The sequence below is a fragment of the Cellulomonas persica genome (genome assembly GCF_007989825.1).
Taxonomy (GTDB): Bacteria; Actinomycetota; Actinomycetes; order Actinomycetales; family Cellulomonadaceae; genus Cellulomonas; species Cellulomonas persica.
In genome coordinates, this window is sequence record NZ_BJUA01000011.1 from 1 (window position 1) to 19,847 (window position 19,847).

Annotated in this window: 17 protein-coding genes; 12 read left to right on the top strand and 5 right to left on the bottom strand. The window is 74.5% G+C overall.

Annotated features, from left to right (window positions below; translation table 11 throughout):
• The first annotated feature begins 1,656 nt into the window (after positions 1-1,656).
• From CPE01_RS11650 to CPE01_RS11705, 12 genes are all read left to right on the top strand, one after another.
• Positions 1,657-2,541, top strand: a complete 885-nt coding sequence (locus tag CPE01_RS11650) for a tetratricopeptide repeat protein (protein WP_246783897.1) — start codon at positions 1,657-1,659, stop codon at positions 2,539-2,541.
• Positions 2,538-3,572, top strand: coding sequence for an HAD-IIA family hydrolase (locus CPE01_RS11655; RefSeq protein ID WP_146806901.1), 1,035 nt, complete (start codon positions 2,538-2,540; stop codon positions 3,570-3,572). Before CPE01_RS11650 ends, CPE01_RS11655 begins: the two co-directional genes overlap by 4 nt.
• A gap of 325 nt (positions 3,573-3,897) precedes the next feature.
• Positions 3,898-4,137, top strand: coding sequence for a hypothetical protein (locus tag CPE01_RS11660; protein ID WP_246783898.1), 240 nt, complete (start codon positions 3,898-3,900; stop codon positions 4,135-4,137).
• A gap of 4 nt (positions 4,138-4,141) precedes the next feature.
• A complete protein-coding gene (locus CPE01_RS11665) occupies positions 4,142-4,948 on the top strand; it encodes a TlyA family RNA methyltransferase (protein WP_146806903.1) in 807 nt (268 codons plus the stop codon).
• Entirely contained in the window at positions 4,945-5,820 is an 876-nt protein-coding gene (locus CPE01_RS11670) for an NAD kinase (protein WP_146806905.1), read from the top strand. The genes CPE01_RS11665 and CPE01_RS11670 overlap by 4 nt, the downstream gene beginning before the upstream one ends.
• Positions 5,817-7,547 carry a DNA repair protein RecN gene (recN, locus tag CPE01_RS11675; RefSeq protein ID WP_146806907.1) on the top strand — a complete coding sequence of 577 codons (1,731 nt, stop codon included), beginning with the start codon at positions 5,817-5,819 and terminating at the stop codon, positions 7,545-7,547. The genes CPE01_RS11670 and recN overlap by 4 nt, the downstream gene beginning before the upstream one ends.
• A 6-nt stretch (positions 7,548-7,553) precedes the next feature.
• Entirely contained in the window at positions 7,554-8,738 is a 1,185-nt protein-coding gene (gene steA, locus CPE01_RS11680; RefSeq protein WP_146806909.1) for a putative cytokinetic ring protein SteA, read from the top strand.
• Between the two features lie 31 nt (positions 8,739-8,769).
• Positions 8,770-9,846, top strand: coding sequence for a copper transporter (locus CPE01_RS11685; protein ID WP_146806911.1), 1,077 nt, complete (start codon positions 8,770-8,772; stop codon positions 9,844-9,846).
• Positions 9,843-10,724, top strand: coding sequence for a hypothetical protein (locus tag CPE01_RS11690; protein ID WP_146806912.1), 882 nt, complete (start codon positions 9,843-9,845; stop codon positions 10,722-10,724). Before CPE01_RS11685 ends, CPE01_RS11690 begins: the two co-directional genes overlap by 4 nt.
• Positions 10,721-12,373 (top strand): murein biosynthesis integral membrane protein MurJ, encoded by a 1,653-nt coding sequence (gene murJ, locus CPE01_RS11695; RefSeq protein WP_146806914.1) that lies wholly within the window; start codon positions 10,721-10,723, stop codon positions 12,371-12,373. The genes CPE01_RS11690 and murJ overlap by 4 nt, the downstream gene beginning before the upstream one ends.
• 185 nt (positions 12,374-12,558) lie before the next feature.
• Positions 12,559-14,226, top strand: coding sequence for a CTP synthase (pyrG, locus tag CPE01_RS11700; protein ID WP_146806915.1), 1,668 nt, complete (start codon positions 12,559-12,561; stop codon positions 14,224-14,226).
• Entirely contained in the window at positions 14,223-14,867 is a 645-nt protein-coding gene (locus tag CPE01_RS11705) for an NUDIX domain-containing protein (protein ID WP_146806917.1), read from the top strand. The genes pyrG and CPE01_RS11705 overlap by 4 nt, the downstream gene beginning before the upstream one ends.
• A gap of 70 nt (positions 14,868-14,937) precedes the next feature.
• On the opposite strand, the gene CPE01_RS11710 is transcribed toward CPE01_RS11705, so the two are convergent.
• The 5 genes from CPE01_RS11710 to CPE01_RS11730 all read right to left on the bottom strand — a co-directional run bounded on the left by CPE01_RS11710 (position 14,938) and on the right by CPE01_RS11730 (position 19,731).
• Positions 14,938-15,750, bottom strand: a complete 813-nt coding sequence (locus CPE01_RS11710) for an ABC transporter permease (RefSeq protein WP_146806919.1) — start codon at positions 15,748-15,750, stop codon at positions 14,938-14,940.
• Complete coding sequence (locus CPE01_RS11715) at positions 15,750-16,796, bottom strand: ATP-binding cassette domain-containing protein (protein WP_146806921.1); 1,047 nt, start codon at positions 16,794-16,796, stop codon at positions 15,750-15,752. The genes CPE01_RS11710 and CPE01_RS11715 overlap by 1 nt, the downstream gene beginning before the upstream one ends.
• 102 nt (positions 16,797-16,898) lie before the next feature.
• Positions 16,899-17,906: a COX15/CtaA family protein gene (locus tag CPE01_RS11720; protein ID WP_146806923.1), complete on the bottom strand. Its 1,008-nt coding sequence runs from the start codon at positions 17,904-17,906 to the stop codon at positions 16,899-16,901.
• 119 nt (positions 17,907-18,025) lie between these two features.
• Positions 18,026-18,787 carry an ABC transporter permease gene (locus CPE01_RS11725; RefSeq protein WP_146806925.1) on the bottom strand — a complete coding sequence of 254 codons (762 nt, stop codon included), beginning with the start codon at positions 18,785-18,787 and terminating at the stop codon, positions 18,026-18,028.
• The gene (locus CPE01_RS11730) at positions 18,784-19,731 is read right to left on the bottom strand and encodes an ABC transporter ATP-binding protein (RefSeq protein WP_246783899.1); all 948 of its coding nucleotides are present in this window, start codon (positions 19,729-19,731) and stop codon (positions 18,784-18,786) included. The genes CPE01_RS11725 and CPE01_RS11730 overlap by 4 nt, the downstream gene beginning before the upstream one ends.
• Positions 19,732-19,847: the final 116 nt, after the last annotated feature.

Here is a 19,847-nt window from a genome sequence, read left to right on the forward strand (position 1 = left end):
CACGGGGTGGCTTCTTCTGTTTCCCGACACATTGTTCCGGGACGAGTGGCGCGAACCAGTTGTCGTGCACGTCCAGCGGCTGTGCGCGCCCTGGTTTCCCTGCGGGCGGCCGGGCCGGCTCCATGGGCGCGGCGAACGTGGCGACGTCGGTGGTGCGGGATCGGGGAGCGGAGTTGTTGCCGTGGCGTCGAGCGTCACGTCCTGGCGACCGCGATCCGTGCGGTGCGAGCGCGCGACGGATGAGACGATGTTCGCTCACGCGAGGAGAGCACATACATGAACAGCGACGACACCACGGGCCGCGACGAAGGCCGCTCGAGAGACCAGCACCGTCGCACGGGCGACGCCGGACGCCGGGACGACGTCCGGCGGGGATCGAGCGAGAGCGGGCGCGCGCAGGCGGGCCGCTCGTCCGGGCGTCCCACGGGGTCGTCAGGTCAGCGGCGCGGTGGGTCGTACGGGCGCTCCGACGACCGGTCGGCTGCTCGTCGCGGTGACGCCGCGCCTGGTCGCGGTGGCGACTGGCGGACGGCGGCTGGTCAGGGCCCGGGCGGCTCGCGCGGTGAGCGTCGCTCTGACGCAGGCGGCGAAGAGCGCTCGTCCGGCAGCTCACGTACCGCGCGCGGCGGGTCGTACGGCTCGGGTGAGCGGTCGTACGGCAACAGCCGGCGGACCGACGGTGCCGGGTCGTCCGGTGCGCGGCCGTACGGCGAGCGATCGTCCGGTTCACGCTCGTACGCCGACCGTGAGCGTTCGGCACGCGATGCACGGCCGTACGAAGGCGGCCAGAGTTCGTCCCGCGGCGGGCAGCGCCCCGACGCGCGGGGCCCGCGTTCGTCGGGCTCGCGCGGCTACGAGGGTGGCTCGCGTTCGTCGGGCTCACGCTCGTACGAGGATGGTCTGCGTTCATCGGGTTCGCGTGCCTACGAGGCCGGTGGGCGCCCGTCCGGTCCTGGCGGGCGCTCCGGCGGCGCGGCGAGCTCGGGTGACCGGCGCGGTGCTGCGGGTCCTCGCGGTGTGGCCGGCGATCGCTCGCGTGGATCGTGGAGTGCGAGCACGGAGCGACAGGGGCCGCAGCAGCGCGGCCACGGTGACGACAGCCGCGGCGGATACCGCGGCGGCCATGGTGGCGGACAGCGTGGCGAGCGCTCGTCCGGCGCGGCCGGTGACGAGCGTCGGACGAGCTGGCGCGACGGGGATCAGCACTCGGGTGCCGGTCGCGACCGGTCCGGTCGCACGGGCGACGACGTTCGTCGCGACCGGCCGTACGTCGCGGGCGAGCGTGCGGCGTCGCGTGGTCGCGACGGGCGTGGGTCGCGCCCCTCCTCGGAGCGTGACGCCTCCGCACGCTGGGCGGGTCGTCCGCAGGACGACCGTGCTCGCGGTGCACGTCCTCGCGACGACCGCCCCGGTGCGGGCGGCGACGGGCGCGGTCAGGGCCCCCGTCGTGAGTGGACCGACGGCGGACGCGATCGGGGTCGCCAGGATGTTCGTCGTCCCGGTGGCGACACGCGCCGTGGTCGTGACGGGCTGAGCAACGACGCCTTCGCGCGTCCGTCGTGGTCGCGCGGTTCGGGTTCCGCTCCGTCGGGTCGACCCGGCGCGGACCCGCGTGGGGGCGAGCGGCGGCCGACGCGTCCGCCGCAGGACCAGCGCGTGTCCGGCCCGGAGATCCCCGAGGACGTCGTGTTCGGCGACCTCGACCGGGCGGCGCGGGCACCCCTGCGGACGCTGTCGAAGGAGAACGCGAACCAGGTCGGGCGTCACCTGGTGATGGTCGGGCGGCTGCTCGACGTGGACCCTGAGCTGGCGTACGAGCACGCGCAGGCCGCGGTGCGCAGCGGGGGACGCGTCGACGTCGTGCGTGAGGCGGCGGGCCTCGCGGCCTACCGCACGGGCCGGTACGCCGAGGCGTTGCGGGAGCTGCGCACGGTGCGACGGCTCAACGGCTCGTCGGAGCACCTGGCGATCATGGCCGACTGCGAGCGAGGGCTCGATCGTCCGGAACGGGCGATCGCGCTCGCGCAGACGCCCGAGGCCGAGACGCTGCCGGCGGACGCACGGGTCGAGCTCGCCATCGTCGTGAGCGGCGCCCGCCTCGACCTCGGCGAGCCCGAGGCTGCCGTCGCGGCGCTCGGCACGGCCGAGGTGCGCGCCGCCACGGGTGCCCTCGCGGTGCGGGTCGCCGTCGCGCGGGCGACCGCGCTGGAGGCGGCGGGACGCGTGAGCGAGGCCGAGGGCGAGCTCGCACGGTTCACCCCCGAGCAGCTCGCGGAGGCGACCGGCGAGGGTGCGCAGGACGAGGACGACGAGGTCGTCGTGTTCGACCTCGCGGACGACGACGAGATGCCCGTGGACGAGGACGCTCGCGAGAGCGCCGGCCCACGGACGGACGACGAGGACGGCAGCGACGACGTCGCGGGAGACGAGGACGCCGTCGCTGCGGCTCAGCCTGAGGCGCCCGCGGACGACGTGGCCGTCGACGGCGAGCCGGAGCGCGACAGCTCGGCGCAGGAGAGCAGCGGGGAGACCCAGCAGTGAAGGCAGGACTGGTCGGGGCGCCCGTGGCGCCCGCCGAGGCGTACGACCTGGCGCTCGTCGACCTCGACGGGGTGGCGTATCGCGGGCACGAGCCGATCGAGCACGCGGCGGACGGGCTGACGGGTGCGCGTGAGCGCGGCATGCGGCTGGTGTTCGTCACCAACAACGCGTCGCGCGAGCCCGAGTCGGTCGCGGACCAGCTCACCGGGCTGGGCATCCCGACGACGCCGGCCGAGGTGATGACCGCGGCGCAGGCCGCGGCGCAGCTCCTGCGGTCGCGCCTCGAGCGGGGCGCGCGCGTGCTCGTGGTGGGCGGCGCGGGTCTGCGGACCGCGGTGCGGCAGGCGGGCTACGAGGTCGTCGACTCGGCGGACGACGAGCCTGCGGCGGTCGCGCAGGGCTTCGCGCCCGAGGTCGGGTGGGCGCAGCTCGCCGAGGCCGCGTACGCGATCGAGCGCGGTGCGTGGCACGTGGCGTCGAACCTGGACCTGAGCCTGCCGACGGCGCGCGGCTTCGCGCCCGGCAACGGCTCGCTCGTCGGCGCGGTGCGCGCCGCCACGGGGGTGACGCCCGACAGCGCGGGCAAGCCGTCGCCGACGATGTACCGGATGGCGGTCGAGCGGGCTGGGGCGCGGGACGCGCTCGTCGTCGGCGACCGGCTGGACACGGACCTGGCGGGAGCCCGGTCGGGCGGATTCGTCGGTCTGCACGTGCTCACGGGCGTCAGCTCCGCGCGCGACGACGTGCTCGCCCACCCCGGGGAGCGCCCGCACCTGATCGGGGCCGACCTGCGCGCCCTGCACGAGCCGCACCCCGAGCCCGAGCCAGGGCCCGAGGGTTGGTGGACGTGTCGCGGGGCGTCGGCGCGTGTCGTGGACGGCGTGCTCGAGCTCGGGCGAGGCGGCGACGGGTCGCCGGCGTCCCAGCTCGACGAGGTGCGCGCCGCGTGCGCGGCGGCGTGGTCCGCGGTCGACGCGGGCGCGACCCTCGACGAGTCGAGCGTGCCTGAGCTCGCGACCGATCTTGCGTGAGGACGCGCTTGCGTGAGGGTGGGCGCGCGGGGAGGCGGGGGCGTCCGGCGGTGCCGGCGTGGTCTCACCCGTGCGCGAGGCGCGGTGCTGCACACGGGTGACGGGGCCGGCCCCGGAGGCAGCAGGGAGGCCGACGCCTGTGAGTTGAGCCCGCGGGGCGTCCGGGCCTGCGGGTAGCGTGGGGCGCGCCTGGTGCGCCAGCATCCGCTGACGTGCGCCGGGCATCCGCGGACCAGCGCCACATCCGCGGACCAGCAGCGGCCCGGACAGGTACGCCCAGCGAGACAAGGAGGCCGTCGTCGTGGACGACACGCAGCGTGCGAGCATGCCTTCCCCGGCCGAGCTCTCGGCCCGGGTGCGCGCGGCCGCGATCCGTGACGAGGCCGGACCGGCAGCCGACGTCGAGCGCGGCCCGGTCGAGCCCGGGCAGACCGGTGACGCCGCGGTCGACGAGGCGCTGCGCGTGCTGGACGGGCTCGCCGAACGTCCGCTGACCGAGCACGTCGCGGCGTTCGACGCCGTGCACGGCGCCCTTCAGGACCGTCTGGCCGAGGCGCAGGGCTGACGGCGTGACGACCCGACTCGACACCGAGCTGGTGCGGCGAGGCCTGGCCCGCTCGCGCCGCCACGCGGGGGAGCTGATCGCCGCGGGGCGCGTCCTCGTCGACGGTCAGCCCGCCCGGCGTAGCGCGACGTCGGTGACGCCCGAGCTCGGCGTCACCGTCGCGGCCACCGACGAACCGGAGTACGCCTCCCGCGCGGGTCACAAGCTCGCGGGCGCGCTGGAGGCCCTGCCCGCGCTCGCCGTGAGCGGGCGGGCGTGCCTGGACGCCGGTGCGAGCACGGGTGGCTTCACCGATGTCCTGCTGCGCCGCGGCGCGGCCTCCGTGTGCGCGGTCGACGTCGGCCACGACCAGCTCGTCGAGCGGTTGCGGCTCGACCCGCGGGTCGAGGTGCGCGAGGGCGTCAACGTGCGCACGCTCGCTGCGGGCGACGTGCTGCCGGCTCCGTCGCTCGTCGTCGCCGACCTGTCGTTCATCTCGCTCCCGTTGGTGCTGCCCGCGCTCGCCGCGGTCGCGGCCGATGACGCGGACCTGCTGGTCATGGTGAAACCGCAGTTCGAGGTCGGGCGTGAGCGCCTGGGCTCGGGCGGCGTCGTGCGTGACGTCGGGCTGCGCGCCGACGCGGTCGTCGGGGTGGCGCGGGCCGCGGCCGAGCTCGGTCTCGCGGTGCGCGGGGTCGTGACGAGCCCGCTGGCCGGACCGAGCGGCAACGTGGAGTACTTCCTGTGGCTGACGCCGCGGCCGTCGCCCGAGGTGCCCGCCGAGCGGATCGCGAGCGTGGTGCGCGGCGAGGCGCCCGGAGGTGAGCTGTGACGCGCCGAGCCCTGATCGTCACGCACCGCGGACGCCGTGCCGCGGTGACCGCGACGCGTGAGGCCGTGCGGGTGCTCGAGTCCGCGGGGATCGAGGCGGTGCTGGCCGCCGAGGACGCGGTCGCGAGCGACCTGCCGGAGTTCGAGCTCGCCGTCGTGCTCGGCGGTGATGGAACGATCCTGCGCGCCGCCGAGCTCACGCGCGGCACGCGCGTGCCGTTGCTCGGTGTGAACCTCGGCCACGTCGGTTTCCTCGCCGAGAGCGAGCGGGACGACGTGGGCGAGGCCGTGCGCCGGCTCACGGAGGGCGACTTCGAGGTCGAGGAGCGGGTCACGCTGCACGTGCGCGTCCTGCTGCCGGACGGTCAGGAGCGCACCGACTGGGCGCTCAACGAGGCGGCGCTCGAGAAGGGTGACCGCTCGCGGCTCCTGGAGGTCGCCGTCGAGGTCGATGGACGGCCGCTGTCGAGCTTCGGGTGCGACGGCGTCGTGGCCGCGACCGCGACGGGGTCGACGGCACACGCGTTCTCCGCGGGCGGCCCGGTCGTGTGGCCGGACGTCGACGGCATGATCCTCGTGCCGGTTGCCGCCCACGCGCTCTTCGCCCGCCCGCTGGTCGTCGGTCCGGGCAGCCGGCTCGCGCTCGAGGTGCTCGAGCGGTCGCCGTCGCCCGGCCAGCTGACCTGCGACGGTCGCAGGACCCTCGAGGTCCCGCAGGGCGCGCGCGTCGAGGTGACGCGCAGCGACGTCCCGGTGCGGCTCGCGCGGCTCTGGCCCGCACCGTTCACGACACGGCTGGTGCAGAAGTTCGCGTTGCCCGTCGAGGGGTGGCGGGGCCGCGCCGAGCTCGACGACGAGGCGGGTGCCAGGTGATCGAGGAGATCCGGATCGCCGATCTCGGCGTGATCGGCAGCGCCGAGGTGGTGCTCGGGCCCGGTCTCACCGTGCTGACCGGCGAGACCGGTGCGGGCAAGACCATGGTGCTCACGGCGCTGTCGCTGCTGCTCGGCGGCAAGGCCGACCCGGCGACCGTGCGGACGGGCGCCTCGGGCGCCTCGGTCGAGGGGCGTGTCGTGCTCGCCGCGGACCACCCGGCGCTCGCCCGCGCGCTCGAGGCCGGTGGCGAGACGGACGACGACGGGAGCCTGCTCCTGGTGCGCACGGTCGGTGCGGCGGGGGAGTCGGGCACGGGTCGCTCGCGCGCCTTCGTCGGTGGCCGGTCGGTGCCGCAGGCGGTGCTCGCCGAGCTCGCCGAGACGCTGGTCACGGTGCACGGGCAGGCGGACCAGGCGCGGCTGCGCTCGCCCGCGCACCAGCGTGCGGCGCTCGACGAGTTCGCGGGCCCGGAGCACGCGAGCACGCTGCGCGCGTACCGCGACGCGTGGGCCGAGCGGGCCCGGGTCCGCCAGGAGCTGGCCGAGCTCGTCGAGCGCGCGCAGGACCGCTCGCGCGAGGCGGAGCTCCTGCGGCTCGGTCTCGCGGAGGTCGAGCGCGTCGACCCGCAGCCCGGCGAGGACGTCGAGCTCGCGACCGAGGAGCAGCGCCTCGCGCACGCCGAGGAGCTGCGCGTCGCGGCGGCGACGGCCCACACCGCGCTCGCGGGGGACGAGAGCGGGGCCGAGCCGGCCAGCGCGACGGACCTCGTCGAGCACGCCCGTCGAGCGCTCGAGCACGTCGCCGGGCACGACCCCGCGCTCGCCGAGCTCGCGACGCGGGTGGGAGAGGCGGGCTACCTCCTGGCGGACGCCGCCGCGGAGCTGTCCGCGTACGCGGGTGACCTGGCGGCCGACCCCCGTCGGCTCGAGGTCGTCAACCAGCGGCGCGCCGAGCTTGCGACGCTCACGCGCGCCTACGGCAGCGACGTCGCCGAGGTGCTCGAGTGGTCCCGGACCGCCGGCCTGCGTCTGCTCGAGCTCGAGGGCGGCGACCAGCGCATCGAGGATCTGCGCGCGCGCGGGGACGCGCTCGACGCACGGCTGCGCGAGCTCGCGGGAGTCCTGAGCGCGACGCGCACCGCGGCCGCCGAGCGGCTGGCCACGGTGGTCTCGGCCGAGCTCGCCGGGCTGGCGATGGCCGGGGCGCGCGTCGAGGTGGAGGTGACCGCCTCCGAGGAGCTCGGTCCGTACGGCGGCGACGACGTCGCGATGCTGCTCGTCCCGCACGCGGGATCCCCCGCGCGGCCGCTCGGCAAGGGCGCGTCGGGAGGGGAGCTGTCCCGCGTGATGCTGGCGCTCGAGGTCGCGCTCGCGGAGGGTGCCGGAACCGACCGGCCGGGGACCTTCGTGTTCGACGAGGTCGATGCCGGCGTCGGTGGCAAGGCGGCCGTCGAGGTCGGGCGCAGGCTCGCGTCGCTCGCCCGCGACAGCCAGGTCCTCGTCGTCACGCACCTCGCCCAGGTCGCGGCTTTCGCGGACCATCACCTCGTCGTCACGAAGTCCTCACACAACGGTGTCGACGTCGTGACCGCCTCGGACGTGACGTCCGTCACGGACGAGGCCCGTGTACGCGAGCTGGCCCGCATGCTCAGCGGTCAGGAGGACTCGGACGCGGCACGCGCGCACGCAGCCGAGCTCCTGGAGCTGTCTGGCGTGGGACGATGACGGACGATGAGATCCACGCTCCGTCGTCGCCCGCCCACGCCTGAACCCGGTATCGCCGGGTCCGCCCGTGTCGACCGTCGCACCAAGTCGCTGACGAAGCGGCTGCGCGCCGGCGAGATCGCCGTCATCGACCACGAGGACCTCGACCGCGTCTCGGCCGAGGCGCTCGTCGCCTGCCAGCCGGCCGCGGTGCTCAACGCCGCGCGCTCGACGTCCGGCCGCTACCCGAACCTCGGCCCCGAGATCCTGGTCGGGGCGGGCATCCCGCTCGTCGACGACCTGGGTCCCGACGTCATGGCGATCCCCGAGGGCCACCAGCTGCGGGTGCTCGACGGCGCGGTCTACGACGGCGACACGCTCGTCGCGGAGGGCGTGGAGCAGACGTCCGCGATCATCGCGCTCGCGATGGAGGAGGCCCGCGCGGGCCTGTCCGTCCAGCTCGAGTCGTTCGCGGCGAACACGATGGACTACCTGCGACGCGAGCGGGACCTCCTGCTCGACGGTGTCGGTGTGCCGGACATCGACACGCGCATCGACGGCCGCCAGGTGCTCATCGTCGTGCGCGGGTACCACTACAAGGAGGACCTGGTCACGCTGCGGCCGTACATCCGCGAGTACCGGCCGGTGCTCATCGGGGTCGACGGTGGTGCGGACGCGATCCTCGAGGCCGGCTGGCGGCCGGACATGATCGTCGGCGACATGGACTCGGTCTCGGACCGCGCCCTGACCTGCGGCGCCGAGGTGGTCGTGCACGCGTACCGCGACGGCCGCGCACCCGGCATCGCCCGGGTCGAGCAGCTCGGCGTGCCGCACGTCGTGTTCCCGGCGACCGGCACGAGCGAGGACGTCGCGATGCTGCTGGCAGACGACAAGGGCGCTGAGCTCATCGTCGCGGTCGGCACGCACGCGACCCTGGTCGAGTTCCTCGACAAGGGCCGCTCGGGCATGGCCAGCACGTTCCTCACCCGGCTGCGGGTCGGCGGCAAGCTCATCGACGCCAAGGGCGTCTCCCGGCTGTACCGGCAGCGGATCTCCAACCTGCAGCTCACCCTCCTGGTGCTCGCCGGCCTGCTCGCGCTCGGCGTCGCGCTCGCCTCCACCGAGGCCGGCCAGACGTTCTTCGGGCTCGTGGGTGCGCGCATCGACGACTTCACCTCGTGGGTCCGCGGCCTCTTCGGAGGCGGCGCATGAGCACCCACCGGACCGACGGAAAGACCACCTCGTGATCGACTTCCGCTATCACCTCGTCTCGCTCATCTCGGTGTTCCTCGCGCTCGCCGTGGGGATCGCCCTGGGCGCCGGTCCTCTCAAGGAGACGATCGGCGACACGCTGACCGGCCAGGTCGACCAGCTGCGCACCGAGAAGGACGAGCTGCGCACGCAGCTCGACGCGACCTCCGGCGACCTCGCGGACGCCCAGGAGTTCGTCGACGCCGCGGGTCCCGCGCTGCTCGCGGGCTCGCTCGAGGACCGTCGCGTCGCGGTGATCGCCCTCGGCGACGTCCCGGAGGGGGAGCGGACCGCGATCGACGACCGGCTCGCGCAGGCGGGGGCGACCGTCACGGCGCACGCCGCGCTCACCGACGCGTGGTACGACCCGGACCTGCGGTCGTTCCGCAACGCTCTCGTCGGTCTGCTTCTCGAGAACCTCGACCCCGCACCGGCCGACGACGCGACGCTCGACGAGCAGCTCGCGCAGGCGCTCGTACAGGGCCTCACGGGCGCCGACCCGGCGTCGCCGGACGCCCTGACGGCCGACGCGACCAACGTGCTGGCGATCCTGTCGCAGGGCGACAACCCCATGATCACGCTCGCGGACCCGGTCGTGACGGGCGCCGATGCGGTCGTCGTGCTCGGCGTCCCGACGCAGCCCGCGACGGACGCCGCCGCGACGCCCACGCCGGGCGCGGACTCCGACGCCGACAAGGATGTCGTCGCCGCCCAGGTCGCCGTGGTCGCGGCGGCCCAGGAGCTCTCCGAGGGCGCGGTCCTGGCGGACGGGCAGCGTGGCAACGGCAGCCTGGTCGACGCCGTGCTGGCCGACGAGACGCTCGCCGGTGCCCTGACGACGGTCTCGGGCGCGGACGTCGTCACCGGCCAGGTCTCGACCCCGCTCGCCCTCGCGGCGCGGATCGCCGGGACGAACGGTCACTACGGCTTCGGCGACGACGAGACCCCGGTGCCCCCGGTGGTCGAGCTCGCGCCCGTCGACCGCACGCCGGTCGTGGACCCGGACACGCAGACGCCGGACGGCGGGACGACCGACGACGAGACCGCGGACGCGGGGAGCGGGGGATGAGCCTCGCGCGCCGGTTCGGCGCGGCCGTGACCGCACGCACCGTCACCGCGGTCGTGCGGGCGGTGCTCGAGGAGCACGCACCCGGCGGTCAGCAGCGCTGGCTGCGGACCAACCACCGCGGCGAGCCCGTGAGCATGCTCGAGGGTCCCGCCGTCGCGGCGGGTCTGGTCGCCGGCGCGGTGCTCGCCGCGCCCAGCGCGCGCGCCGCGGGAGCCGTCGGGATCGCGACGGCCGCGGGTGCGGCGTTCGGCATCGTCGACGACCTCGCCGAGGACCTCGACGACCGTCGCAAGGGCCTGCGTGGTCACCTCGGCGCGCTGGCCCACGGACGCGTCACCACGGGCGGCCTCAAGGTGCTCGGCATCGGCGCGGGAGCGCTGCTGGCCGCGGCGATCGCGACCCCGCGCACGGCCGCGGACGGCAGCCGTCGCGGGCTCCTCGGGTGGGGCACGGACGTCGCGCTGTCCGGCGCCCTGATCGCCTCGACGGCCAACCTCGTCAACCTGCTCGACCTGCGTCCTGGGCGGGCGCTCAAGGCGACGTCGATCGCGGCGCTCCCGCTGAGCGTGGCGTCCGGTCCGGGTGGTGTCGCAGCCGCCGCGACGATCGGCGCTGCGGCCGCGGCGGCCGACCAGGACCTCGCCGAGACCGACATGCTGGGCGACGGCGGCGCCAACGCCCTCGGGGCGGCGCTCGGGTCGGCACTCGTGCTGAGCGCACCGCGTCCGGTGCGGCTCGCGGCGCTCGCCGCCGCGGTGGGGCTGACCGCGGCCAGCGAGAAGGTGAGCTTCACGGCCGTCATCGAGGCGACCCCCGTGCTGCGGGACATCGACCGGTGGGGTCGCCGGCCGGTGCACGCCCCCGCACCGAGCGCGTGAGCCCCGGGGCTCGCCGGGCGCTGAGCGGGCTGGCCGGCGCGGCGGCGATGATCGCCGCGGTGACCGTGCTGTCCCGGTTGCTGGGGTTCGCCCGCTGGTTGCTGCAGGCGTCCGAGGTGGGACCCGGCGCGATCGGTGACGCGTACAACTCCGCGAACCTCCTGCCCAACGTGCTCTTCGAGGTCGCCGCGGGTGGCGCTCTCGCGGGTGCGCTGGTGCCGCTGCTGGCCGGCCCCATCGCCCGCGGTGACCGGCGCGAGGTCGAGCGGACCGCCTCGGGTGCGCTCGGCTGGACGTTGCTGGTCCTCGCGCCGCTCGCCGCCCTGCTGGCGGTGCTCGCTACCCCGATCGCGCACGCGCTCGCGCACGAGCCCGAGCAGGTCGACCTCATCCGGTTCTTCATCCTGGTCTTCGCGATCCAGGTCCCGATGTACGGGGTCGCGGTCCTGCTGTACGCGGTGCTCCAGGCCCACAAGCGCTTCTTCTGGCCCGCGTTCGCGCCCGTGATCTCCTCGCTCGTCGTCATGGCGACCTACGTCGTCTACGGCGCGCTCGCGAACGGCGAGCAGTCCGACCCGACCGCGCTCGAGAGCAACGCGCTCGACGTGCTGGCGTGGGGCACGACGCTCGGCGTCGCGGCGATGTGCCTGCCGATGTTCGTCCCCGTCCACCGCCTGGGCGTGCGCCTGAGGCCCACGCTGCGCTTCCCCGACGGCGTGGGCGTGCGGCTGCGGCGGCTCGCCCTCGCGGGGGTCGGTGCCGTGGCGGCGCAGCAGCTCGCGCTGCTCGTGATCATGAAGGTCGCGTGGTGGCAGCCGTACGCCGACGAGGGCACGCTGACGCGGTTCCTGTACACGCAGCAGGTGTACCTGCTGCCGTACGCGGTGCTCGTCGTGCCGCTGGCCACGTCGTCCTTCCCGCGGATCGCCGCGCGTGCGTCGGCGGGCGACGTCGCCGGCTTCGCACGGATGGCGGCGGTCACGACGCGCGGGGTGCTCGTCGCGGCCGCGGCGGGCGTCGCGGCCGTGGTCGCGGCCGCCGGCGCGGTCGCCACCGTGTTCGCGGTGGTCGCCGACGACGCGACGGTCGCGGCCGAGATGGGGCCGGCGCTGACCTGGATGATGCCCGGGCTGGTCGGCTTCGCCCTGCTGTTCCACGTCTCGCGCGCGCTGTACGCGCTCGAGCGCGGGCGCCTCGCGGTCACGGCCAACGCGGTCGGCTGGGGCGTCGTCGCGGTCGCGGCCGTCGTCCTGGTGCGCGTGCAGGCGCCCGCAGGTGGCGCCGTCGTCGCGATCGGTGCCGCGTCCAGCATCGGGATGCTCGTGGGCGGTGGCTGCGCGCTCGTGCTCCTGCGCCGCGCGGCGGGCCACGGTGCGCTCGGCGGGGTGCCGCGCACGCTCGTCGTCCTGGTGCTCGCGGTGGCCGTGGCGGCCGCAGCCGGCCGGTGGGTGGCCGACACGGTGCAGGAGGTCGCCGGCGACGGTGTCTGGACCGCGGTCGGTGCGGGCGCGGGCGGAGCCGTCGTGGCGCTCGTCGTCGTGGCGGGCGCGATGGCGCTGGGTGACCGCCGGACCGCCGTCGAGGTGCTTCGCGTCGAGCGCACGCCTGTCCCCGCGCAGGCGGTGACGCCGGACCTGCCGGAGGTCTGAGCGCCCGGGTCGCAGCACCCGCGTCGGAGCACCGCTCCGAGCAGCCGTGCCGCTGACGTCGGTGACGCCGAACGCAGGGCGTCGCCTCACCAGGGCGGGGACCGCGCCAGGAGGTGAGGTCAGTGGCCCGACTCACCCGCGTGGCCCACGGTCGCGGGCCCCCGCGTCGGGTAGGCTGGAATCCCGTGACAGAGCGCGCGCACCGACTCACCGGGCGGTCGGACCATCTGACCCGGCACATCTTCGTCACCGGGGGAGTTGCCTCCTCTCTCGGCAAGGGCCTGACGGCGAGCAGCCTCGGCCGACTCCTCCGCTCCCGTGGCCTGACCGTCACGATGCAGAAGCTCGACCCGTACCTGAACGTCGACCCCGGGACGATGAACCCGTTCCAGCACGGCGAGGTCTTCGTGACCGACGACGGTGCCGAGACGGACCTCGACGTCGGGCACTACGAGCGGTTCCTGGACGTCAACCTCGTCGGCACGGCCAACGTGACGACCGGCCAGGTGTACTCGCAGGTCATCGCCAAGGAGCGCCGCGGCGAGTACCTCGGTGACACCGTGCAGGTCATCCCGCACATCACCGACGAGATCAAGTCGCGGATGCGTGCGCAGGCGCACGAGGACGTCGACGTGATCATCACCGAGATCGGCGGCACGGTCGGCGACATCGAGTCGCTGCCGTTCCTCGAGGCCGCGCGCCAGGTGCGCCACGACCTCGGCCGCGACAACGTCTTCTTCCTGCACGTCTCGCTGCTGCCGTACATCGGTCCGTCGGGCGAGCTCAAGACCAAGCCGACCCAGCACTCGGTGGCCGCGCTGCGCAGCATCGGCATCCAGCCCGACGCCATCGTGCTCCGCGCCGACCGTGACGTGCCGGAGAGCATCAAGCGCAAGATCGCCCTGTTCTGCGACGTCGACACCGAGGGTGTCGTCACGGCCAAGGACGCGCCGAGCATCTACGACATCCCGCGCGTGCTGCACGCCGAGGGCCTCGACGCGTACGCGGTGCAGCGCCTCGGCCTGCCGTTCCGTGACGTCGACTGGAGCGGTTGGGACGAGCTGCTCAAGCGCGTCCACGAGCCCGCGCACCGGGTCGAGATCGCGCTCGTCGGCAAGTACATCGACCTGCCGGACGCCTACCTGTCGGTGACCGAGGCGCTGCGTGCCGGTGGCTTCCACCACGACGCGAAGGTCGTCATCCGCTGGGTCTCGTCCGACGACTGCCAGACGCCCGCGGGCGCCCAGTCGGCGCTCGAAGGCGTCGACGCGGTGCTGGTGCCGGGTGGCTTCGGTGTGCGGGGCATCGAGGGCAAGCTCGGCGCGCTGCGCTGGTCGCGCGAGAACAGCGTCCCGACGCTCGGCATCTGCCTCGGCCTGCAGTGCATGGTCATCGAGTACGCACGCAACGTCCTGGGCCTGGAGGGTGCGTCCTCGTCGGAGTTCGACGACGACCCGGCGCACCCGGTCATCGCGACGATGGCGGAGCAGCTCGCGATCGTCGGCGGCGAGGGCGACCTGGGCGGGACCATGCGCCTCGGCGCATACGACGCGGTCCTCACGCCCGGCTCGGTCGTCGCCGAGGCGTACGGTGCGACGCGGATCTCGGAGCGCCACCGCCACCGGTACGAGGTGAACAACTCCTACCGCGCGCAGCTCGAGGAGGCCGGTCTGGTGATCTCGGGCGTCTCGCCCGACACGTCGCTCGTCGAGTTCGTCGAGCTGCCGCGTGAGGTGCACCCGTACTTCGTCTCGACGCAGGCGCACCCGGAGTTCAAGTCGCGTCCGAACCGCGCGCACCCGCTGTTCGCCGGCCTGGTCGCGGCGGCCCTCGCACGTCAGGACGAGAGCTGACCAGCACGCACGCCGGGTCGCTCGACCCGGCGGCTGACGTCGCGGCCCGTCACGAGGTCCTCGAGCACGAGGTCGTCTACGCAGGCCGCGTCTGGGACGTCGCGCGCGACGTCGTCGACCTGGGCGAGTCCCAGGTGGTGCGGGAGTACGTGGCGCACACCGGGGCGGTCGCGGTGATCGCGCTCGACGACGAGGACCGCGTGCTGCTGCTCTCGCAGTACCGGCACCCGGTGGGTCACGTGCTCTGGGAGCCGCCGGCCGGGCTGCTCGACGTGCCCGGGGAGGACCCGGTCCGGGCGGCTGCGCGCGAGCTCGCCGAGGAGGCCGACCTGGTCGCCGGGCGTTGGTGGCGGCTCGTGGAGTTCTTCACGACCCCGGGCGGCTCGTCCGAGCGGATCACGGTGTTCCTCGCGCGTGACCTGTCCCCGGTGCCCGAGGCAGAGCGCTTCGTCCGTGAGGACGAGGAGGCGGCGATGGTTGCGCGGTGGGTGCCGCTCGACGAGGCCGTCGAGGGCGTCCTGGGCGACCGGTTCGCGAGCCCGACCACGACGGTCGGCGTGCTCGCCGCGGTCGCGGCCCGCGCCCGGGGCTGGGACACGCTCGAGCCTGCGGACCCCGTGGCGGCTCCCGAGGAGCGCTGAGCGCTCAGGCCGTCCTGAGGTGACGTGACGCAGGCCGGTGCCCGTGGTGGGCACCGGCCTGCGTCGTCTCTCAGCGGCTCGTGCTGCGGCGGTACTGCAGGTTCGCGACCGGGATGAACACCGCGAGGATGATCACGGTCCAGATGAGCGTGTAGAGGGGTGCGTTCTGCAACGGCCACGACGTCGGCTCGGGCACGCCCGCGGGGATGTTGCCGAACAGCTCGCGAGACGCCTGCGTGACGGCCGAGACGGGGTTCCACTCGGCGAACGTCTGCAGCACCTTGGGCAGCGTCTCGAGCGGCACGAACGTGTTCGCGACGAACGTCAGCGGGAAGATCACGATGAACGTCGCGTTGTTGAACACCTCGACGCTCGGCACGAGCATGCCCAGCCACGCCATGATCCACGACACGGCGTACGCGAAGACGATCAGCAGCAGGAACCCCGCGACCGCCTCGGCGACCGAGCTGTGGATCGCCCACCCGACGAGCAGGCCGGTCAGTGACATGACGACGAGCACCAGCACGTTGTTCACGACGTCCGACAGCGTGCGTCCCGTGAGCACCGCCGAGGGCGCCATCGGCAGCGAGCGGAAGCGGTCGATGATGCCCTTCTTCACGTCCTCCGCGAGCCCAGCCCCCGTGATGGTGGCGCCGAAGATCACGGTCTGGGCGAAGATCCCCGCCATGAGGAACTCGCGGTACGCGCTCGGGTCGGTGCCGCCGGGCACCTGGATCGCGCCGCCGAACACGTAGGCGAACAGCAGGACGAACATGATCGGCGAGAGCGTGGTGAAGACCAGCAGGTCGGGGACGCGCTTGATCTTGATGATGTTGCGTCTCGCGACCACGTGGGCGTCGCTCAGCACGGTCGGGACGGCCATCATGCGTCTCCCTTCGTCTCGTTCTCGTCGTCCTCCGCAGGACGTCCGGTCAGCGTGAGGAACACGTCGTCGAGCGTCGGCCGGCGCAGGCCCACGTCGTCGAGCGTGATGCCGGCGTCGTCGAGCCGCCGCAGCGCCTCGGTCAGGGTGCGGGCCCCGCCGGTCACGGGCATCAGCAGCGAGCGACGGCCCGGGTCGAGGGACGGCGCCCCGACGCCGAGCGGCTCGAGCAGGGTGCCCGCACGCTCGAGCGCGGTCTCGTCCGCGACCGTGAGCTCGAGGCGTTCTCCGCCGACCTGGAGCTTGAGCTGGTCCGCGGTGCCCTGCGCGATGACCTTGCCGTGGTCGATGACGACGATGTCGTCGGCGAGCACGTCGGCCTCCTCGAGGTACTGCGTGGTGAGCAGGAGGGTCGTGCCCTCCGCGACGAGCGTCTGGATCACCTCCCACATCTCCGCGCGGCCGCGCGGGTCCAGCCCCGTCGTCGGCTCGTCGAGGAAGATCACCGGAGGCCGCGCGACGAGCGCGCCGGCGAGGTCGAGCCGACGTCGCATGCCGCCCGAGTACGTGCGCGACGGGCGGTCCGCGGCATCCTCGAGGTGGAACTGGGCGAGGAGCTCACGGGCGCGCTCACGCGACCTCGCCTTGCCCAGGTGGTAGAGGCGGCCGATCATCTCGAGGTTCTCGTACCCCGTGAGGTACTCGTCGACGGCGGCGTACTGACCCGACAGCCCGATCTTGCGCCGGACGGAGCGCGGGTCCCGCAGGACGTCGACGCCCGCGACCTCGGCACTGCCGGAGTCCGGGTGCAGGAGGGTGGTCAGGATGCGGACGGTCGTGGTCTTGCCCGCCCCGTTCGGGCCCAGGAGGCCGAGCACGGTGCCCTCGGGGACGGTGAGGTCGACCCCGTCGAGTGCGATGACGTCCTTGTACGTCTTCACGAGCCCGCGGGCGACGACGGCGGCTTTCGCCGGAGCGCCGGGCGGCGAGGCCAGCCCGGTCGTGGAGTGCCGGCCTACGTGCCGGTCCGGGTTGTCATCGGTCATGCCGCGACTGTAGGTGTGACCTCCGACACGGAACACCCCGTTTTGTCGTTCTCGCCCCCGGGCGCGCCGGTGCACGGCTGGCGGGCGGTCAGCGAGCGGGCGTCACGCGGCGGTGTCCTGCTGCGCGGTGGCGACGTGGTCGGCCCGCCGGACCCGTGTGCAGAGCCAGACCCGAGCGCCCCCCGCCGCGAGCAGGGCGGCGCCGATCAGGTGCAGGTTCACCAGGGCGATCGGCAGCCCGGTCGCGGTCTGGACGTACCCGATCACGGCCTGGAGCACGGAGAGCACGAGGAGCACGAGCGCCGCCCGGTGCGTGGGCGCGGCGGACGAGCCGGCAGGCCCGGCGCGCCGGGTGCGCCACAGCACGACGAGCAGGACGGCGACGAACGCCCAGACCGCGGCGGCGTGGATCTTCGCCATGACCAGCGGGTCGACGGCCAGCCGGTAGCCGACCTCCTCGTCGCCCGAGTGCGGTCCGGCACCCGTCGTGAGCGTCCCGAGCACGAGCACGACGCCCAGCAGGACCGCGAGGACGTGCGCGAGGAGACGGGTCGCCGGGTCGACGACGACGACCGGGACCCCGTCTCCCTCGTCGTGCCGGTGCAGCAGCACGAGCGACCCGGCGACGAGCGCCATCGAGACCAGGAAGTGCAGCGAGACCAGGATGGGCGGGAGCTCGAGCAGGACCAGCACGCCGCCGATCACGGCCTGCGCGACGACACCCGCGATCGGGAGCCAGCCGAGCAACCGGTAGGAGCGCACGCGGCTGCGGTCCGCCCACACGACGTAGGCCACCGCGACCGCGGCGGCGCTCAGCACGAACGTCATGAGCCGGTTCCCGAACTCGACGAACACGTGGTACGTCGTGGCGTCGTGCAGGACCGGTACGAAGCTGCCCGGCTCGCACTGCGGCCAGGTGGAGCAGCCGAGGCCGGACGCCGTCAGACGCACGGCGCCACCGGTGCCCACGATCGCGATCTGCAGCAGGAGGTTCGCCACGAGCACGGTGCGCACGTGCGTGCGCAGCCAGGCCAGCAGGGCGTCCCACGTGCGGCGCAGGGGAGCGCGGCGCACGGGACCGGTTCGGACGTCGGAGGGGCTCGCGCTCACGGGCCAAGCCTAGGCGGCGACACGGCGCGGCCAGGGCCCGCGGGGCCCACGTGGGGTGTGACGTCGGCCCCTGCGGTGCGCGGCGTCGCCGCAGGTGCAGGAGGTGCGGGCCGGAGAGGTCAGTGCCAGCGGAAGAGGCGTGCGGCGCCCCACCCGAGCGCGGCCGTCCAGCCCACGAGCACGACGACCGACCATGCGGGCAGCGCGCCCACCTGGAACGCGCCGCGCATCGCCTCGCCGAGCGCGCCCGAGGGGAGCAGCACGGCGAGGTGCTGCAGGGCGCCGGGCAGGCGGTCCGCGGGGACGATCACGCCGCCCGCGAACGCGAGCAGGAGCAGCGCCAGGTTCGCGACCGCGAGCACGGCCTCGGCGCGCAGCGTGCCGGCCACGAGCAGCGCGAGGGACGTGAACGCCGCGGTGCCGAGCAGCACCGCGACGAACGAGAGCGCGACACCCACGGCCGACGGCCGCCACCCGAGCGCGAACGCCGTCAGGCCGATGACGAGCACCTGGACGAGCTCGACGACGAGCACGCCGAGGACCTTGCCCGCGAGCAGCCCGCCGCGACCGAGCGGCGTGGTGGACAGCAGCCGCAGCACGCCGTTGCGACGGTCGAACGCGGACGCGATGGCCTGCGACGTGAACGACGAGGTCATCACGGCGAGCGCGAGGATCCCGGGCGTGAAGAAGTCGATCCGGCTCATGCCACGCGTGTCGACGTCGAGCGCGTCGACGCTCACGAGCCCGACGAGCGCGAGCACCGGCACGACGACGGTGACGAGCAGCTGCTCGCCGTTGCGCAGGATCGCGCGCGCCTCGAACGTCGTCTGCGCGAGCACGCGGGCGCGCGGGGAGGCGGCCCCGGCGTGGTTCGTCGTCATCGCAGGGTCCGTCCCGTCAGGTCGAGGAAGACGTCCTCGAGGGTGCGCCGGCCCACGGTCAGGCGCGTCACGAGGACGTCGCGCTCGGCGAGCCAGGCGGTCAGCGCCGCGACCGTCGTGGGTTCGACCGCGCCGACGACCGTGTACGAGCCGGGTGCGACCTCGGTGACGACGAGCGGCGCCGTGCCCGGGCGGGCGAGCGCGGTCGTCGCGGCGGCCACGTCGAACCCCGCGGCCACGTCGAGCCGCAGCGTGCGGTCCTCGCTCGAGGAGACGAGCTCCCGCACCGACCCCTGGGCGATGACCCGGCCGCCGTCGACGACGGCGACGTGGTCGGCGAGGTCCTCGGCCTCGTCCATGAGGTGCGTGGTCAGCACGACGGCCACACCCTCGTCGCGCAGCTCGCGCACCAGCTCCCACACCGCGTGCCGCGACTGCGGGTCCATGCCCGCGCTCGGCTCGTCGAGGAACGCGACCTGCGGCCGGCCGACGACCGCCGCGGCGAGCGCCAGGCGCTGACGCTGGCCGCCCGACAGGCGGCGGACCGTGGTCCGCGCGAACGACGCGAGCCCGAGCCGTTCGGTGAGCTCGTCGAGCGAGCGGGGCCGGGCGTACATCCGGGCGACGTGCTCGAGCATCTGGGCCGCCGGGACGCCCGTGGGCAGCCCGCCGTCCTGCAGCATCACGCCGACCCGGGGTCGCAGCTGCGCCGCGTGCTCGTGCGGGTCGAGGCCCAGGACGCGCACCGCGCCGCCGTCGGGCTTGCGCAGGCCCTCGCAGCACTCGATCGTCGTCGTCTTGCCCGCGCCGTTCGGCCCCAGCACCGCTGTCACGGCCCCGGGGCGGGCGACGAGGTCGAGGCCGTCGACGACGGCACGTCCGCCGTACCGCTTGACGAGGCCCGTCACCTCGACGGCGTGGTCGAGGACTGCGGATGCCGGCACGGTCGAGCAGTCTAGGTCGCTTCGGTGCCACGCGTCCCGCACGCGACACGGGGGCGGGGTGGGCGACGTCACACCCCGGATGGGGCCGGGCGAAGGCTTGCCTTCCTTGCCAGATC

What these genes read in the sequence shown, in the direction of transcription:
- CPE01_RS11660 (WP_246783898.1), top strand. Translation starts at nt 3,898, where the DNA reads ATGCCTTCCCCGGCCGAGCTCTCGGCCCGGGTGCGCGCGGCCGCGATC.
- steA (WP_146806909.1), top strand. Translation starts at nt 7,554, where the DNA reads ATGAGATCCACGCTCCGTCGTCGCCCGCCCACGCCTGAACCCGGTATC.
- CPE01_RS11690 (WP_146806912.1), top strand. Translation starts at nt 9,843, where the DNA reads ATGAGCCTCGCGCGCCGGTTCGGCGCGGCCGTGACCGCACGCACCGTC.
- CPE01_RS11710 (WP_146806919.1), bottom strand. Translation starts at nt 15,750, where the DNA reads ATGGCCGTCCCGACCGTGCTGAGCGACGCCCACGTGGTCGCGAGACGC.
- CPE01_RS11715 (WP_146806921.1), bottom strand. Translation starts at nt 16,796, where the DNA reads ATGACCGATGACAACCCGGACCGGCACGTAGGCCGGCACTCCACGACC.
- CPE01_RS11725 (WP_146806925.1), bottom strand. Translation starts at nt 18,787, where the DNA reads ATGACGACGAACCACGCCGGGGCCGCCTCCCCGCGCGCCCGCGTGCTC.